General features: G+C 72.2%; 14 protein-coding genes. 4 read left to right on the forward strand and 10 right to left on the reverse strand.

All coding sequences use genetic code 11. The features are described 5' to 3' along the window. Window positions 1–559: 559 nt before the first annotated feature. The gene (locus E6R60_RS11600) at window positions 560–1,582 is read right to left on the reverse strand and encodes a helix-turn-helix domain-containing protein (protein WP_136326424.1); all 1,023 of its coding nucleotides are present in this window, start codon (window positions 1,580–1,582) and stop codon (window positions 560–562) included. A gap of 74 nt (window positions 1,583–1,656) precedes the next feature. Between E6R60_RS11600 and E6R60_RS11605 the strand changes: the two genes are divergently transcribed. Continuing rightward, a complete protein-coding gene (locus E6R60_RS11605; protein WP_136326425.1) occupies window positions 1,657–2,247 on the forward strand; it encodes a cysteine hydrolase family protein in 591 nt (196 codons plus the stop codon). A gap of 48 nt (window positions 2,248–2,295) precedes the next feature. Here E6R60_RS11605 and proC read toward each other — a convergent pair whose 3' ends face one another. The 8 genes from proC to E6R60_RS11645 form a co-directional block, all read right to left on the reverse strand. Continuing rightward, the gene (gene proC / locus E6R60_RS11610; protein WP_136326426.1) at window positions 2,296–3,105 is read right to left on the reverse strand and encodes a pyrroline-5-carboxylate reductase; all 810 of its coding nucleotides are present in this window, start codon (window positions 3,103–3,105) and stop codon (window positions 2,296–2,298) included. Between the two features lie 59 nt (window positions 3,106–3,164). After that, window positions 3,165–3,929 carry an ABC transporter permease gene (locus E6R60_RS11615; RefSeq protein WP_136326427.1) on the reverse strand — a complete coding sequence of 255 codons (765 nt, stop codon included), beginning with the start codon at window positions 3,927–3,929 and terminating at the stop codon, window positions 3,165–3,167. After that, the gene (locus E6R60_RS11620) at window positions 3,926–4,693 is read right to left on the reverse strand and encodes an ABC transporter ATP-binding protein (RefSeq protein ID WP_136326428.1); all 768 of its coding nucleotides are present in this window, start codon (window positions 4,691–4,693) and stop codon (window positions 3,926–3,928) included. The genes E6R60_RS11615 and E6R60_RS11620 overlap by 4 nt, the downstream gene beginning before the upstream one ends. An 88-nt stretch (window positions 4,694–4,781) precedes the next feature. Next, window positions 4,782–5,354, reverse strand: a complete 573-nt coding sequence (locus E6R60_RS11625; RefSeq protein ID WP_136326429.1) for a hypothetical protein — start codon at window positions 5,352–5,354, stop codon at window positions 4,782–4,784. Window positions 5,355–6,289: 935 nt separating this feature from the next. Further along, window positions 6,290–8,140, reverse strand: a complete 1,851-nt coding sequence (ilvD, locus tag E6R60_RS11630; RefSeq protein WP_136326430.1) for a dihydroxy-acid dehydratase — start codon at window positions 8,138–8,140, stop codon at window positions 6,290–6,292. 235 nt (window positions 8,141–8,375) lie between these two features. Next, window positions 8,376–9,065 (reverse strand): TetR family transcriptional regulator, encoded by a 690-nt coding sequence (locus E6R60_RS11635; RefSeq protein ID WP_136326431.1) that lies wholly within the window; start codon window positions 9,063–9,065, stop codon window positions 8,376–8,378. After that, on the reverse strand, window positions 9,062–9,886 hold the full coding sequence (locus E6R60_RS11640) for a sugar phosphate isomerase/epimerase (protein ID WP_136326432.1): 825 nt from the start codon (window positions 9,884–9,886) through the stop codon (window positions 9,062–9,064). The genes E6R60_RS11635 and E6R60_RS11640 overlap by 4 nt, the downstream gene beginning before the upstream one ends. A 90-nt stretch (window positions 9,887–9,976) precedes the next feature. Continuing rightward, entirely contained in the window at window positions 9,977–10,927 is a 951-nt protein-coding gene (locus tag E6R60_RS11645; RefSeq protein ID WP_136326433.1) for a Ppx/GppA phosphatase family protein, read from the reverse strand. Between the two features lie 118 nt (window positions 10,928–11,045). Between E6R60_RS11645 and E6R60_RS11650 the strand changes: the two genes are divergently transcribed. Further along, entirely contained in the window at window positions 11,046–11,885 is an 840-nt protein-coding gene (locus E6R60_RS11650) for a hypothetical protein (RefSeq protein ID WP_136326434.1), read from the forward strand. An 83-nt stretch (window positions 11,886–11,968) separates the two neighbouring features. On the opposite strand, the gene E6R60_RS11655 is transcribed toward E6R60_RS11650, so the two are convergent. Further along, complete coding sequence (locus tag E6R60_RS11655) at window positions 11,969–13,861, reverse strand: hypothetical protein (RefSeq protein ID WP_136326435.1); 1,893 nt, start codon at window positions 13,859–13,861, stop codon at window positions 11,969–11,971. A 180-nt stretch (window positions 13,862–14,041) separates the two neighbouring features. Between E6R60_RS11655 and radA the strand changes: the two genes are divergently transcribed. Then, window positions 14,042–15,454 (forward strand): DNA repair protein RadA, encoded by a 1,413-nt coding sequence (gene radA / locus E6R60_RS11660; protein WP_136326436.1) that lies wholly within the window; start codon window positions 14,042–14,044, stop codon window positions 15,452–15,454. A 124-nt stretch (window positions 15,455–15,578) separates the two neighbouring features. Continuing rightward, window positions 15,579–16,703, forward strand: coding sequence for a DNA integrity scanning diadenylate cyclase DisA (disA, locus tag E6R60_RS11665; protein ID WP_136326437.1), 1,125 nt, complete (start codon window positions 15,579–15,581; stop codon window positions 16,701–16,703). Window positions 16,704–16,729: the final 26 nt, after the last annotated feature.

A 16,729-nucleotide genomic window follows, 5' to 3' on the forward strand; every position in this document is an offset into this window, starting at 1 on the left:
ACCAGACCAGAGGTCTGCCAGGACTTTTCAAAGGAACCTCGAACCTGCCGAAGCAGGTCGGGGTATCAACATATCTGGCGTTGACTTTTGGCACGCTGTTGAGTTCTCAAGGAACGGACGCTTCCTTTGTACTCACCCGCAGAACATCTTCTGGGGCTTTCCTCCGGGCGCTTCCCTTCGGTCTTGCGTTTCCGACTCTATCAGACTCTTTCGTGTCCGATTCCCGGTCGAAGCGGGTCTCGCATTTTCGCTTTCCAGTTCTTCGCTTTCGCGCTTTCCCTTTCCGGCGGGTCCGACTCTATCAGATCCTTTCGGGCCTGATTCCCAGTCAGAGGGGCTTGTCTTCCCGGCTGTTGGGCCGTTCCGACGAGTGAGACGTTAGCGGAATCCAGGGCCTCGACGCTAATCGGGGCCGCGTTCCTTCGAACGCGGATTCCTCATTTCGCATAGGCGCACGCAAAGACGGGCGACGGCTGTCGCTCACTCGTTGTGGTTACTGCGGAATGGTTGTCCGGGGACCGACCGGAGTCGGCGCTCACGTCGGACAACTCGGAGCACACTACGGACGCGGAGGGGGCGTGTCAACCCCCGTCCCCTCCGGGGTGCGGTGGAAGGCGAGGCGGTAGTCGCGAGGGTTGGTGCCCAGGTGGGTGGCGAAGTGCTGGCGCATGGTGATCTCGCTGCCGAAGCCCGTGCGGCGGGCCACCTCGGGCAGAGGGAGGTCGGTGCGCTCCAGCAGCTTCTGAGCTGCGGCGACGCGCTGGGTGATCAGCCAGCGCACGGGCGTCGTGCCGGTGCTCGCCTGGAAGTGGCGGGCGAAGGAGCGGGGCGACATGCCGGCCCGGGCGGCCAGCTCCGCCACCGTGTGGGGATCCGCCAGACGGGTCAGGGCGTAGGCCCGTACGTCGGCGAGCGTGTCGGCGTCGCGGTCGGTGTGCGGCGTGGGGTGCTCGATGAACTGAGCCTGCGTGCCCGTGCGGAACGGGGCCGTGACCATCGAGCGTGCGACCGTCGCCGCGGTCTCCGCGCCATGAGCCGTCCGTACGAGATGGAGGCAGAGGTCGATGCCGGCCGCCGTGCCGGCGGACGTCCAGAGATTGCCGTCCTGGACGAACAAGGCGTCCGGGACGACCGTCACCGCGGGGTGGCGGGTGCGCAGGAGGTCGGTGAGGTTCCAGTGGGTGACCGCCCGGCGGCCGTCGAGGAGCCCCGCCTGGGCGAGGGTGAAGGCGCCACCGCAGAGGGCGGCGATCGGAGTGGCGTGGGCATGGGCGCGGCGGAGCGCCGCGAGGACCGGTTCCGGCGCCGGCGTCACATGGTCGTCGAGCCCCGGGACGACGATCAGATCGGCCCGGGCCAGCCAGCTCAGCGTGCGGTCCGGGGTCAGGGAGAGGCCGCCGCGCAGCGGGATGGGTGCGTCGGTGGCCGCGGTGCGGCGCAGGACGAAGGGCGGGACTCCGCGATCCGTGCGGTCCACACCCCACACCTCCGTGATGACCGAGACGTCGAACGCCCGGACGCCGGGGAAGGCCACGAGGGCGATCCTGGTGGGAGCGGGGCCGTCTGTCCCGGGCGTCGACATGGTGGCAGTAAACCATCGATCGATGGCTTTTCCGCCTCTGGGCGGCTGGCGTTCCGCTCGGCAGGATCGTGGTCATGGAAATCGCGGAGAACGCAGCGTTGGTCGTGGTGGATGTGCAGCGGGGCTTTGACGAGGAGGAGTTCTGGGGGCCGCGGAACAATCCCTCGGCCGACGAGAACATCGCCGGGCTGATCGACGCCTGGCAGGCGAGCGGTCGGCCCGTCGTGTTCGTACGGCATGACTCGGCCAAGCCCGCTTCGCCGTTGCGGGTGGGATATCCGGGGAACGACTTCAAGCCGTACGTGGAGGAACGGCGGGGGAAGGGCGGCGGGGCGGAGCTCCTGCTGACGAAGAGCGTGAACTCGTCGTTCTACGGGACACCTGATCTGAAGGCATGGCTGGACGCGGCCGGAGTGCGGCAGATCGTGGTCGCCGGGATCCAGACCAACATGTGCGTCGAGACGACGGCGCGGATGGGGGGCAATCTCGGGTACGAGGTGTTCGTCCCGCTCGACGCGACCCACACCTTCGACCTGACCGGGCCCTGGGGCTGGACGCTGAGCGCGGACGAGCTGGCGCGGGCCACCGCCGTGTCGCTGCACGGCGGTGGGTTCGCGAAGGTGGTGAGCAGTGCGGAGCTGATCGCTGCCGCTAAGGACGCGTAGGAGAAGCGGGGCCCGGGTGCGGTGCGGGGATCCCGGGCCGGAGCCTGCTCAGCCGTTGCCGGAGGCGAGCTCGCGGCTGCGGTCGCGGGCGGCTTCGAGGGCCGCGATGAGGGCCGCGCGTACGCCGTGGTTCTCCAGTTCGCGAATGGCGCTGATCGTGGTGCCGGCCGGGCTGGTGACGGCCTCGCGGAGCTTGACCGGGTGCTCGCCGCTGTCGCGGAGCATCACGGCGGCGCCGATGGCGGCCTGCACGATGAGGTCGTGGGCCTGGGCGCGGGGCAGGCCGAGCAGGATGCCGGCGTCCGTCATCGCCTCGACCAGGAAGTAGAAGTATGCGGGGCCCGAGCCGGAGAGTGCGGTGGCCGCGTCCTGCTGGGACTCCGGGACACGCAGGGTCTTGCCGACGCCTCCGAAGATCTCCTCGGCGGTGGTGAGGTGGGCGGTGGTGGCGTGGCTGCCCGCGGAGATGACGGACATGCCCTCGTCGACGAGGACGGGGGTGTTCGGCATGACCCGGACCACCGGAGTGCCCGCGGCGAGGCGGTCCTCGATGAAGGCGGTCGTGATGCCGGCCGCGGCGCTGATGACCAGGCGGTCGGCGGTGAGGTGCGGGGCGAGTTCGTCCAGCAGGCGGCCCATGTCCTGCGGCTTGACCGCCAGGATGAGGATGTCGGCGCGCTTGGCGGCCTCGGCGTTGGTGACCGCGTCGACGCCGTAGCGGTCGTGGAGCTCCGCGGCGCGCTCGGAGCGGCGGGTGGTGACCAGCAGGTTCGCCGGGCGCCAGCCCGCCCGGATCATTCCGCTGAGCAGGGCCTCGCCGATCTTGCCGGTGCCGAGGACTGCAACTGTCTGGGTCATGCGCTTCACCCTCCGGGTGGTGCTCACGGTTCTCGTGGCGCCATCCTCGCACCGGCCCGTCAGGCGGTGCGGCGGCGGAGGGTGGCCGCGCCGAGGGCGAGGACCAGGAGGGCGCAGCCGGCCACGATCGCGATGTCGCGGAGGAAGTCGCCGGTGACGTCGGTGTGGTGCAGGACCTCGTTCATGCCGTCGACGGCGTACGACATGGGCAGGACGTCCGAGATCGCTTCCAGGGCCGGCGCCATCCGGTCCCGGGCGATGAAGAGTCCGCAGAGCAGCAGCTGCGGGAAGATCACGGCCGGCATGAACTGGACGGCCTGGAACTCCGAGGCGGCGAACGCGGAGACGAACAGGCCGAGCGCCGTGCCGAGGAGTGCGTCGAGCAGGGCCACCAGGAGCAGTAGCCACGGCGATCCGGTGACGTCGAGCCCGAGGGCCCAGACCGAGAGGGCCGTGGCCAGGAGCGACTGGACGATGGCGACGGCGCCGAAGGCGAGGGCGTATCCGGCGATCAGGTCGCCCTTGCCGAGCGGCATGGCGAGGAGTCGCTCCAGAGTCCCCGAGGTGCGTTCGCGCAGGGTGGCGATCGAGGTGACCAGGAACATCGTGATCAGCGGGAAGATTCCGAGCAGCGAGGCGCCGATGGAGTCGAAGGTCTGCGGACTGCCGTCGAACACATAGCGCAGCAGCGTGATCATCAGGACCGGGATCAGCAGGAGGAGTGCGATCGTGCGCGGGTCGTGCGTCAGCTGGCGCAGGACGCGGCCGGCGGTGGCGAGGGTACGGGCGGCGCTGAGGGGCGGGGTGGTGGTGGGCGTGCTCATCGGGCGTTCTCCTGACGGGTGGCGGCCGCGTCGACCAGGTGGAGGAAGGCTTCTTCGACGGTGTCGGTTCCGGCGTCCGTGCGCAGGGCCTCGGGGGTGTCGTCGGCGAGGATCTCGCCTTCGCGCATCAGGAGCAGCCGGTGGCAGCGCTCGGCCTCGTCCATGACGTGGGAGGAGACGAGCAGGGTGGTGCCGCGGTCGGCGGCGAGGCCGTGGAAGAGCTGCCAGAGGTCGCGCCGGAGTACGGGGTCGAGGCCGACGGTGGGCTCGTCGAGGACGAGCAGTTCTGGGGTGCCGAGCAGCGCCACGGCGAGGGAGACCCGGGTGCGCTGACCGCCCGAGAGGGTCCCGGCGAGGTCGTCGGCGTGGCTCGTGAGATCGACCTCGGTGACGGCGCGGGCGACGGCCTCCCGGCGGGCGTCCCGGTGGCGGCGGCCCGGCTGGAGGATCGCCGCGAAGTAGTCGAGGTTCTGCCGGACGGTGAGGTCGGTGTAGACGGAGGGCGCCTGGGTGACGTACCCGATGCGCGGGCGCAGGCCGGGGTGCCCCGCGGGGCTGCCCAGGACGTCGAGGGTGCCGGTGACCTTGGCCTGGGTGCCGACGACGGCTCGCATCAGGGTGGATTTGCCGCAGCCGGAGGGGCCGAGGAGGCCGGTGATCCTGCCGGGCTCGACGGTGAAGTCGAGCCCTTTGAGGACGGTGCGGCTGCCTCGTACGACGGTGAGGCCACGGGCCTCGATGGCGACACCCGAAGAATTCATCATGCGATGAATTTTGCTCCGCACGGGACCCCGCGGTCAAGGGAGCGGCCGTGTGGAGAGGCGGGCGCCCCGGATCGGGGGCGGGGTCCGGCTACGTGCGGCGGGGCCTCTTCGCCTTCGTCGCCTTGCGGGCGGCCGGGTTGCCCGTGCGGGAGGAGCGGCGCTTGGCGAAGCGGGCCCGGGCCGCCTCGTACTCCTCGCGCCGGAGCTTCTCGCCCGGGGCCTCGGTGAACGTGCGGAAGAAATACGCGAGCAGCGAGCCGATGAAGCCGATGGTCTTGAGGCCGCGCAGGGCGTCCTCGCGGGACGGGTCGGCCGGACGGCGGCTGAAGCCCTCCCACGTCTTGCGGAAGGCGACGGCGCTGCAGATGGCGAACATCAGGACGACCAGGAGGCCGACGAAGCTGCCGACGTCGGCGATCTCCAGCCCCTGGTAGGCGAAGCGCAGCACGAAGCAGGAGGCGGCCGCCGCGGCGAGCGAACCGACGGCGGCCCCGGCCCGGCGGAGCCCGTAGGAGCCGTCGTGGGCGACCCAGGTCGTCCCGAAGAAGCGGATGGGCTCGGGCTGCGGGCCGGACGGGGTCGCGGAGGCGCCCGTGGGCGCCGAGCCGGACCCGGAGGCGCCGGGAGCCGTGCCGTCGGGGGTGTCGCTGTTCTCGGTCACGAGAACGATTGTCCCAGGGCCGCGGTGGTGCCGGAGCGGCTGTGCGGGTGCGCAGCCGTGCGGGTGCGCAGCCGTGCGGGTGCTCCGTGTTGTGCGGGGTTCCGTCCTCAAGCGCCGGACGGGCTTGGGTGGTGCGAGTCCTCCGCAGGGCGGCGGGGTTCCGTCCTCAAACGCCGGACAGGCTTGGGTGGTGCGGGTGCGTCGTGTTGTGCGGGTGTTCGCCTCTGTCCGGTGGGTGGGGGTGGGGGCCCTCCGGGGAGACTCCTCAGAAATGGCATGTGCGGCCCGGTGGGAAAACGAGCCCAGTCGTACGCCATTTCCTGCGGGGACTCCCCTGCACGCCCCCACCCGGCCTCAGTCGCGTCTGCACGCCGGCTTCACGACTGCCGCAGACGCAAGACGGGCGGGTTCGGGGGCGTGCAGGGGAGTCCCCGCAGGACGACGAACATCGACCCGGGTTCGGCTGCGTACCGGCGGAACGTTCGTCGTTTGAGGAGACGCCCCGGAGGGACCCCGAACCCCCACCCACCGGGGTACCGCGCCTCCGCAGCACGGAGCACCCGCACACCCCAAGCCCGTCCGGCGCTTGAGGACGGAACCCTCCGCCCCGGAAAGGGGCAACCAAAACAGGGCCCCGCGCCCCGCAACGGACCCGCACCCCGCAAGGGACCCGCACCACACAAGCCCGTCCGGCGATTGAGGACGGAACCCCGCGCCCCGGACAAGGGCAACCAAAACGAGGCACCGCCCCCCGCAGGGGACCCGCACCCCGCAGGGGACCCGCACACCCCAAGCCCGTCCGGCGATTGACGACGGAACCCTCCGCCCGGAAAAGGGCAACCAAGCAGGGGCGCCACCCGCAAGGGGGACCCCCGCCCCGGCAAGGGGCAACCACGACATGGCGCCGCCCCCCGCACGGGGGGGGGGCGGATGGCTCAGCCCAGCTTGGAGACGTCGCGGACGGCTCCGCGGTCCGCGCTCGTCGCCATGGCCGCATAGGCCCGCAGCGCCGCCGAGACCTTGCGCTCGCGGTTCTTCGGCGCGTACACGCCGTTCAGCGCCGCGCGGCGGGTGGCGAGCTCGTCGTCGGGGACGAGGAGCTCGATCGAACGGTTCGGGATGTCGATCCGGATCCGGTCGCCGTCCTCGACGAGCGCGATCGTGCCGCCGGACGCCGCCTCGGGCGAGGCGTGACCGATGGACAGGCCCGACGTGCCGCCCGAGAACCGGCCGTCGGTGATCAGCGCGCAGGTCTTGCCGAGGCCGCGGCCCTTGAGGAAGGAGGTGGGGTAGAGCATCTCCTGCATGCCGGGGCCGCCGCGCGGGCCCTCGTAACGGATGACCACGACGTCGCCGTGGGTGATCTCCTTGCGGAGGATCTTGTCGACGGCTTCCTCCTGGGACTCGCACACGACCGCAGGACCCTCGAAGGTCCAGATCGACTCGTCGACGCCGGCCGTCTTCACGACGCAGCCGTCCACGGCGATGTTGCCCTTGAGGACCGCGAGGCCGCCGTCCTTGGAGTACGCGTGCGCCACGTCGCGGATGCAGCCGCCGGCCGCGTCCAGGTCGAGGGTGTCCCAGCGCTCGGACTGGGAGAAGGCGGTCGCGGAGCGGACGCAGCCCGGGGCCGCGTGCCACAGCTCGATGGCCTCGGGGGACGGCGAGCCGCCGCGGACGTCCCAGTTCTTGAGCCACTCGGCGAGCGTGTCGGAGTGCACCGAGTGCACGTCCTCGTTGAGCAGACCGCCGCGGTGGAGTTCGCCGAGGAGGGCGGGGATGCCGCCGGCCCGGTGGACGTCCTCCATGTAGTACGTGCCGCCGGGGGCCACGTTGGGCGCGACCTTGGAGAGGCACGGGACGCGGCGGGAGACCTCGTTGATGTCGTCGAGGTTGTACGCCAGGTGCGCTTCCTCGGCGGCGGCCAGCAGGTGCAGGATCGTGTTGGTCGAGCCACCCATGGCGATGTCCAGCGCCATCGCGTTGTCGAACGCGGCACGGGTGCCGATGGCGCGCGGCAGGACCGTCTCGTCGTCCTGCTCGTAGTAGCGCTTGGTGATCTCGACGACCGTGCGGCCGGCGTCCTCGTACAGCGCCTTGCGGGCGGTGTGCGTGGCGAGGACGGACCCGTTGCCCGGGAGGGAGAGGCCGAGGACCTCGGTCAGGCAGTTCATCGAGTTGGCGGTGAACATGCCGGAACAGCTGCCGCAGGTGGGGCAGGCGTTCTCCTCGATGCGGAGGATGTCCTCGTCGGAGATGCTCTCGTCGACCGCGTCGCTGATCGCGTTGACCAGGTCGAGCTTGCGGACCGTGCCGTCGACGAGCGTGGCCTTGCCGGCCTCCATCGGACCGCCGGAGACGAAGACCGTCGGGATGTTGAGGCGCATCGCGGCCATCAGCATGCCCGGGGTGATCTTGTCGCAGTTCGAGATGCAGATGAGCGCGTCGGCGCAGTGGGCCTCGACCATGTACTCGACGCTGTCGGCGATGAGATCGCGGGAGGGCAGGCTGTAGAGCATGCCGCCGTGGCCCATGGCGATGCCGTCGTCCACCGCGATCGTGTTGAACTCGCGGGGCACCGCGCCCGCCGCCTTGATCGCGTCGGAGACGATCCGGCCGACCGGGGCGAGGTGGGTGTGGCCGGGGACGAACTCGGTGAACGAGTTGGCGACCGCGATGATCGGCTTGCCGATGTCCTCGCTCGCTACGCCCGACGCGCGCATAAGGGCGCGGGCGCCCGCCATGTTGCGGCCGTGGGTGACTGTGCGGGACCTCAGCTGGGGCATCGTCTCTCGCTCCTTCGACAGAAAAGACTGCTTCCGAGCGTACGCCTCTGATGCCAGGATCTGGACAGGGTGTCCGGTATGCGGGATGGGGTGTTCAGGGGGTGGGCGGGTCCGGTGCGGGGCCGGGCGGTGCGGGAGGCGGGGGGGGGTCGGGGCTCGGCTCCTCGAGCGCCGGGAGGGCTTGAGGTGCCCGGGAACCCCGGATCGGGCCGGGAGCCTGATCTGCGGGGAGCCCTCAGGGGCTCGGACTGCGGCCCGGGTCGGCGGACGGGGTTGCCGGGCCCGGATCGGGCGAGGGGTCCTGGTCACCCGTCAGGTAGCGCTGCAGCGTGGGGGCCACCAGGGCGATGATGCGTTCCGGGGGCGCCGAGGCCAGGGGTTCCGTCCGGAGGACGTACCGGAGCATCGCGATGCCCACCATGTGCGAGGCGGCCAGTTCCGCGCGGAAGGTGGGGTCGGGTACGTCCAGCTGTTCCGCGATCCGTCCCAGCAGGCGCCGCAGGACGAAGCCGCGCAGCACGTTCGCCGCCGCATCGTTGGTCAGGGCCGAGCGCATGACCGCCAGCAGCGGGGTCCTGGACGCCGGGTTCTCCCAGATCGCGATGAAGTAGCGGGCCAGCCGCTCCCCCAGGCCCTCCTTGTCGCCGCCGAGGATGGCGGGGACGACCAGGGCGGGCTCGAAGGAGAGCTCGATCGCGGCCGCGAACACCTCGTCCTTGGTACCGAAGTAGTGGTGGACCAGGGCCGCGTCCACGCCGGCCGCCTTCGCGATGCCGCGGACCGACGTCTTGTCGTAGCCGCGTTCGGCGAACTCGGTGCGGGCGGCCTCCAGGATGCGGGTGCGCGCGTCGGGCCCGGTCGTCGCCGTGGTGCGGGCGGGGCGGCCTCGGCGCCTGGGGCCCGGGGCTTCGGCGCCCGGTGTCATGGGCGCGGCACCTGCGCGGAGGAGGCGAGGTGGAGCCGGGTGAAGGCGAGCGCCTCGGCCAGGTCGGCCTCGCGTTCGGCGGTGGACATCGCGCGGCGCGTGTTGACCTCGATGACGACGTGGCCGTCGAAGCCGGTGGTCGCCAGCCGTTCCAGCAGTTCGGCGCAGGGCTGGTCCCCCCGGCCGGGCACCAGGTGCTCGTCCTTGCCCGATCCCTTGCCGTCGGCCAGGTGGACGTGGGCCAGCCGGTCGCCCATCCGGTCGACCATGGCCATGCCGTCCGTACGCGCCGTCGAGGTGTGCGACAGGTCCACCGTGAAGTGGCGGTAGTCGTCGTTGGTGACGTCCCAGTCGGGGGCGTACGCGAGCATCTCGCGGTCGCGGTAGCGCCACGGGTACATGTTCTCGACGGCGAACCGCACATCGGTCTCGTCCGCCATCCGCCAGATCCCGGTGACGAAGTCACGGGCGTACCCGCGCTGCCAGCGGAACGGCGGGTGGACGACCACGGTCGAGGCGCCGAGCTTCTCGGCGGCGGCGCGCGCCCGCTGGAGCTTGACCCAGGGATCGGTGGACCAGACCCGCTGCGTGATCAGGAGGCAGGGCGCGTGAACGGCCAGGATCGGCACCTGGTGGTAGTCCGAGAGCCGGCGCAGGGCCTCCAGGTCCTGGCTGACGGGGTCGGTCCAGACCATGACCTCGACGCCGTCGTACCCCAGGCGCGCGGCGATCTCGAAGGCCGTCGCCGTCGACTCCGGATAGACCGAGGCCGTCGACAGGGCGACCTTCGCATCCGGGATGCGCACCACTGGTTCTGCCACGCAGACAGCGTACGGGCAGCGGTGCGCGTCTCCGAAGGGGCCGGACGGAAAGTGAGAAGGGCCATGACGGTGACACGCCGGGCGGCCCCGTCAGTTCAGGGCCACGTCCTCGGTGGACGTCAGGTGGTCCAGCCGGCGCAGGATCACTCCCTCGCGCAGCGCCCAGGGGCAGATCTCCAGGTCCTCGACGCCCAGGAGGTCCATGGCCCCCTCCGCGACCAGCGCTCCGGCCAGGAGCTGGGCGGAGCGGCCCTCGGAGACGCCGGGCAGGTTCCCGCGCTCCTCGACCGTCATCGCGGCCAGTTTCGGCACCCACTCCTCCAGCGCCTTGCGGCTGAGGGCGCGCTGCACGTACAGGCCCTCGGTGGAGCGTGCGGCCCCCGCGATCCTGGCGAGCTGCTTGAAGGTCTTCGACGTGGCCACGACGTGGTCGGGGGGCCCGAAGCGGGTGAACTCGCCGACGGTGCGGGCGATCCGGGCCCGTACGTGGCGGCGCAGCTCCTTCACCTCCGCCGGGTCCGGCGGATCGCTGGGCAGCCAGCCGGCGGTGAGGCGTCCGGCGCCCAGCGGCAGCGACACGGCCGCGTCCGGCTCCTCGTCGATGCCGTACGCGATCTCCAGCGAACCGCCGCCGATGTCCAGGAGCAGCAGCTTGCCCGCCGACCAGCCGAACCAGCGACGGGCGGCGAGGAAGGTGAGGCGGGCCTCCTCCGTGCCGCTGAGGACGGCGAGGTCGACGCCCGTCTCGTCGCGCACCCGGGTCAGCACCTTGTCCGCGTTGCTCGCCTCCCGCACCGCGGAGGTGGCGAACGCCAGCACGTCCTCACAGCCCTTGTCCTCGGCGGCCTGGAGCGCGTCGGCGACCGTCGTCACCAGCCGGTCCACGCCGAGCGGGCCGATCGCGCCGTCACCGTCGAGGAGCTCGGCGAGGCGCAGCTCCGCCTTGTGCGAGTGCGCGGGCAGCGGACGGGCGCCGGGGTGCGCATCGACCACCAGCAGATGAACTGTGTTCGACCCCACGTCGAGGACTCCGAGTCTCATACGCAGAACGCTACTGCGGCCGTGGGGGCGGGCGGACCGGCGCACGGTCCCCGCCCGTGTGCCGGTCGCGCCCGGATCGACGCCGCCCCCGGGGGCCGGTCGGTCTTACTCTGGGCGCGTGCCAAAGACGAAAAAGGCGAAGCCGGGCAAAATCACGAAGAACCAGAAGACGAAGCAGGAGATGCGGCAGCCGCAGACAGAGGGGCCCCACGGGCCCGACGAGAAGGGGATCGACTTCGCGCGGGCGTGGGTCGAGTTCCCGGACCCCGCCGACGACGAGCAGGTCTTCCGCTGTGACCTGACCTGGCTGACGTCCAGGTGGACCTGCATCTTCGGCAGTGGCTGCCAGGGCATCCAGGCCGGTCGCGCGGACGACGGGTGCTGCACCCTGGGCGCCCACTTCTCGGACGAGGACGACGAGAAGCGGGTGGCCGGTCACGTGGCCCGGCTCACTCCGGAGCTCTGGCAGTTCCACGACGTCGGTACGGAGTCGGGCTGGGTGCAGACCGATGACGACGGGGAGCGGCAGACGCGGCGCTGGGAGGGGTCCTGCATCTTCCAGAACCGTCCCGGTTTCGCCGGGGGCGCAGGCTGTTCGCTGCACATCCTGGCACTGCGGGAAGGCAAGGAGCCCCTGGAGACCAAGCCGGACGTCTGCTGGCAGCTGCCCGTACGGCGTACGTACGACTGGATCGACCGGCCCGACGACACGCGGGTGCTCCAGGTGTCGATCGGTGAGTACGACCGGCGGGGCTGGGGTCCGGGCGGACACGACCTGCACTGGTGGTGCACGTCGGCGACGTCGGCGCACGGGGCCGGGGATCCGGTGTACGTGACGTACCGGCCGGAGCTCACGGAGCTCATGGGCGAGGCGGCGTACGAGCAGCTGGTCGGGCTGTGCGAGGAGCGGCTCGCCTCGCTCCTGCCGATGGCGCCCCACCCGGCGGACCCGGTCTAGCGGGATCCGCCCGGGATGCCGCGGCGGGCGGTCCGTCCGCCGCGGGCGGGGCTGAACGGTAGTCGGCCCGGCCGGCCGGCCCGTCAGTCCGCCGTCGGCGGGGTGCTCGGGCCCTTGCCGGGGCCGGTCGGGTCCGGGGAGTCCGTCGGGTCCGGGGACGGGCTGGGAGTGCTCGGGTCCGTCGGCGTGGGCGTCGGCGTCGGGGTGCTGTCCGTCGGGTCGGGTGTCGGCGTCGGGTCCGGGGCGGGCGGCGACGGCTCCTCCGGGACGGGCGGGTGCGGGTGCAACGGGCCGCTCGGCAGGGGCGGCCTCGGCGCGGTGGCCGGTGCCCGGCCCCCGTACCCGTGCAGCGCCACGACCGACCCCGACGGGGCGATGGCGACCCGCGCCGTCCAGTGCCCTGCGGGTTCGCGCGCATGGTCGACGAGGACGCGGACCGTGATGCTGGCGCCCGCCGCGAGCGTTCCCGAGGTACGGCTCAGGCGCAGCCAGGACTGCCCCGTGCCGGCCGACCAGGCGACCGGGCCCGCTTCCGACGCGGTGAGCGTGATCGTCGTCGCCGAGCCGGACGACCGGGCCTCGACGGTGAGGCGGCCCGCGCCGTCGGCCGCGTCCGCGTCGGCGCCCCCGTCCACGCTGATGACCTCGGCCGAGACGTCCGGGAGGCCGTCGCCGTCCGTGAAGCCGCCTGGTTCGGGGCGGGCGTTGCCCGCGTTCTCGTAAGGGCCGTACGGGTCGTCGGTCCGCCGGCCGTCCTCCGTCTCGGTCGCGGTGACCGCCGAGCCGTCGCGCCCCTCGCCGGTGAGCGGCGCGCCCCGGTAGGCGGACCACAGGGCGATCACGGGCGCGGCGACGACCGTGGCGACCACCGTCGTCGTCATGACCCTGGACCGCAGCCGGTCCCGGCGGGCGGCGTGGTCCTTCGGGTCCATGGGGAAGCCCGCCCGGTCGAACCGGGGTGTGGCGGACCGATTCTTCTGATGTTTCTGCGCCTGCATCATCGCCACATAGGCGGAGGGGCGCGGCGCCTCGACGACCGCCAGCGCGGCCATGGGCGCGACAGCGGCCCCGGGCCAGGGGCCCTCGGCGCCGGCCCGCTCGGCCGCCCGTCGGCAGCTCGGGCAGTCGTCCACGTGCCGTACGAGCTCACGGCGCAGGGTGGCCGAGAGCAGTACGCGCTGGTCGCCGGTGAGCCTGCCGACCGCGGGGCAGTCGCCCTTCTCCACCACGGCGAGGGCGGCCCTCGTCCGTTCCACCTCGCAGGCGGCCGCGGCCAGGAGCTCCCGGGCGGTCGCCGGGTCCAGCCCGAGGACGGCGGCGACCGCGCCCGGTGTGAGCCGGTGGCGCACCGCGAGCTCCAGTGCCTCGCGCTGCTCGGGGGTGGTGCCCGCCGCCTCGGGCCAGGCCAGCTGGGCCAGCTCGCGGCGGTGCGCCTCGGCGGCCACGGGGCTCTCCGCCGAGTCGGCGGGCGCGAGGGACGGGGCCGACACCCCGGACCGGGGCGCGGAAGGCGTGAGAGGCGGTGCCGGCGGGGTCTTCGGGGGGCGGGCGACCGCGGGCGTACGCCGTCCCGCGCGGGAGGCCGGTGCGGCGGGACCGCGGTGCTCGTCCTGCGCCCTGGCGGACGGCCTGCGCGCCGGCGGCGCCTCGGCCCTGCGATGCGCCCGCCGGCCCTGGTTCTGCTCGCCGAGCCGGCGCAGGCACATCCACCGGGCCAGCGCGTACAGCCAGGTTTTACGTTCCGCCTCGCCTGCGGGACACCGGCCGCCCTGGCGCTCGGCCAGCGCGAGGACGCCGCCGAGCGCCTCGGTGGCGGCGTCGTGATCGCACAGCACGGAGAGGCAGTAGGTGAAGAGGCCGTCGAGATGCGGCTCGTAACGCGCGGGAGGCTGCTTCGGCGACGGGGGGAGCGCACGGTGCTGCGCCCGGTGTGCGCCGGGGGTGTCGGTCGGGGTCTCCAGCCTGCTGCTCGTCACCTTGCGACCGTAGGCAGGGCAGGGCACATGCCCCGCACCTCTTGAGCACATTTAACCCTTACGGGTGAACGTATCGCTGCATAGGCGACAGGGCTCCGATGTCCGCGCCGTCACCGGGTCCCGCTCCCGGCGCGCACCGCGCCGGGACCCACTGTCCGACCCCACCTATACGGTGGCGCCATGGCTGCCCGTACGAAATCCGCGAAGGACCGGCCGTCCTACCGCTGCACCGAATGCGGCTGGACCACCGCCAAGTGGCTCGGCCGCTGCCCCGAGTGCCAGGCGTGGGGGACGGTCGAGGAGTTCGGCGGCGCCCCCGCCGTGCGCACCACGGCGGCCGGCCGCGTCTCCACCGCCGCGCTGCCCATCGGCCAGGTCGACAGCCGCCAGGCCACCGCCCGCTCGACGGGTGTCGGCGAGCTGGACCGGGTGCTGGGCGGCGGGCTGGTTCCCGGTGCCGTCGTGCTGCTCGCGGGCGAGCCGGGCGTGGGGAAGTCCACGCTGCTGCTGGACGTGGCGGCCAAGGCCGCGAGCGAGGAGCACCGCACGCTGTACGTCACGGCGGAGGAGTCCGCCTCCCAGGTCAGGATGCGCGCGGACCGGATCCGGGCGATCAACGACCATCTGTACCTGGCCGCCGAGACCGACCTGTCCGCGGTCCTCGGCCATCTGGACGCCGTCAAGCCGTCCCTGCTCGTCCTGGACTCCGTACAGACCGTCGCCTCGCCCGAGATCGAGGGGGCGCCCGGCGGAATGGCGCAGGTCCGCGAGGTCGCCGGGGCGCTGATCCGCGCCTCCAAGGAACGCGGCATGGCGACGCTGCTGGTCGGGCACGTCACCAAGGACGGCGCGATCGCCGGTCCCCGGCTGCTGGAGCACCTGGTCGACGTGGTGCTGTCCTTCGAAGGCGACCGGCACGCCCGGCTCCGGCTCGTGCGCGGCGTCAAGAACCGCTACGGGGCGACCGACGAGGTCGGCTGTTTCGAGCTCCACGACGAAGGCATCACCGGTCTCGCCGACCCCTCCGGCCTCTTCCTCACCCGCCGCGACGAGCCCGTGCCCGGCACGTGCCTGACCGTCACCCTGGAGGGCAAGCGCCCTCTGGTCGCCGAGGTGCAGGCGCTCACCGTCGATTCGCAGATCCCCTCGCCCCGCCGCACCACCTCCGGTCTCGAGACGTCCCGGGTGTCGATGATGCTGGCCGTCCTGGAGCAGCGGGGCCGGATCAGCTCGCTGGGCAAGCGGGACATCTACAGCGCCACGGTCGGCGGCGTGAAGCTCTCCGAGCCGGCCGCGGACCTCGCGATCGCGCTCGCCCTGGCCAGCGCGGCCAGCGACACACCGCTGCCGAAGAATCTGGTGGCGATCGGCGAGGTGGGTCTCGCGGGCGAGGTCAGGAGGGTCACGGGGGTCCAGCGCAGACTGGCCGAGGCGCACCGCCTGGGCTTCACCCACGCGCTGGTTCCGACCGATCCGGGGAAGGTCCCGGCCGGTATGAAGGTCACGGAAGTCGCCAACATGGGCGACGCGCTCCGCGTGCTCCCACGGCGCTCTCGCGCACAGGCCCCACAGGAGGACGGCGTACGCCGGTAGACTTTGCCCTGGTCTCGCCCGTCCGTACGAACGGTATGAGGGACGTAGGGTCTTTCGTCCGGGTCAGGAACGGTCCGAACGACAGGCCCTGAGGGCACCGCGAACCTGTGACCGGAGGAGTGCAGTGGCAGCCAGCGACCGGGCAGCATCGCCCGGAAAGTCCGGCCAAGGCACCGGTAACGAGGCGCTGATGCGCGCCTCGTTGACCGCCGTCGCGCCCGGAATGGCCCTGCGGGACGGTTTGGAGCGCATCCTGCGCGGCAACACCGGCGGGCTGATCGTGCTCGGCATGGACCGGACCGTCGAGTCGATGTGCACCGGCGGCTTCGTGCTGGACGTGGAATTCACCGCGACCCGGCTGCGTGAGCTCGCCAAGCTCGACGGGGCACTGATCCTCGACAAGGACATGACCAAGATCCTCAGGGCCGGCGTCCAGCTGGTCCCGGACGCCTCCATCCCCACCGAGGAGACGGGCACCCGGCACCGCACGGCGGACCGGGTCTCCAAGCAGTGCAACTTCCCGGTCGTCTCGGTCTCGCAGTCGATGCACCTCATCGCGCTATACGTGGACGGGCAGCGCCGGGTGCTGGAGGAGTCCGCCGCGATCCTCTCCCGCGCCAACCAGGCACTGGCCACGCTGGAGCGGTACAAGCTGCGTCTCGACGAGGTCGCGGGCACGCTCTCCGCGCTGGAGATCGAGGACCTGGTGACGGTCCGGGACGTGACGGCCGTCGCCCAGCGCCTGGAGATGGTCCGCCGGATCGCGACCGAGATCGCGGAGTACGTGGTCGAGCTCGGGACCGACGGCCGGCTTCTCTCGCTCCAGCTCGACGAGTTGATCGCGGGCGTGGAGCCGGAGCGCGAGCTGGTCGTGCGCGACTACGTGCCCGAGCCGACCGCGAAGCGCTCGCGCACGGTGACGGAGGCGCTCACCGAGCTGGACGCGCTGTCCCACACCGAGCTGCTCGAACTCCCGGTGGTGGCACGGGCGCTGGGGTACAGCGGCTCTCCCGAGACGCTCGACTCGGCGGTGTCGCCGCGCGGCTTCCGACTGCTGGCGAAGGTGCCGCGGCTGCCCGGGGCGATCATCGACCGGCTGGTGGAGCACTTCGGCGGTCTGCAGAAGCTGCTCGCCGCGAGCGTGGACGACCTCCAGACGGTGGACGGCGTCGGCGAGGCTCGGGCGCGCAGCGTGCGCGAAGGTCTGTCGCGGCTGGCGGAGTCGTCGATTCTCGAGCGGTACGTGTAGCGGAGCGCCGGGCCTGCCGGGCGGCG

It is taken from the genome of Streptomyces sp. A0642, from assembly GCF_004795105.1.
In the GTDB taxonomy this organism is placed as follows: Bacteria; Actinomycetota; Actinomycetes; order Streptomycetales; family Streptomycetaceae; genus Streptomyces.

Excerpts from the sequence above, each read along its gene's own strand:
- E6R60_RS11605 (WP_136326425.1), top strand. The coding sequence starts at position 1,657 with ATGGAAATCGCGGAGAACGCAGCGTTGGTCGTGGTGGATGTGCAGCGG.
- E6R60_RS11615 (WP_136326427.1), bottom strand. The coding sequence starts at position 3,929 with ATGAGCACGCCCACCACCACCCCGCCCCTCAGCGCCGCCCGTACCCTC.
- radA (WP_136326436.1), top strand. The coding sequence starts at position 14,042 with ATGGCTGCCCGTACGAAATCCGCGAAGGACCGGCCGTCCTACCGCTGC.
- E6R60_RS11645 (WP_136326433.1), bottom strand. The coding sequence starts at position 10,927 with ATGAGACTCGGAGTCCTCGACGTGGGGTCGAACACAGTTCATCTGCTG.
- proC (WP_136326426.1), bottom strand. The coding sequence starts at position 3,105 with ATGACCCAGACAGTTGCAGTCCTCGGCACCGGCAAGATCGGCGAGGCC.
- E6R60_RS11620 (WP_136326428.1), bottom strand. The coding sequence starts at position 4,693 with ATGATGAATTCTTCGGGTGTCGCCATCGAGGCCCGTGGCCTCACCGTC.
- E6R60_RS11635 (WP_136326431.1), bottom strand. The coding sequence starts at position 9,065 with ATGACACCGGGCGCCGAAGCCCCGGGCCCCAGGCGCCGAGGCCGCCCC.
- E6R60_RS11600 (WP_136326424.1), bottom strand. The coding sequence starts at position 1,582 with ATGTCGACGCCCGGGACAGACGGCCCCGCTCCCACCAGGATCGCCCTC.
- ilvD (WP_136326430.1), bottom strand. The coding sequence starts at position 8,140 with ATGCCCCAGCTGAGGTCCCGCACAGTCACCCACGGCCGCAACATGGCG.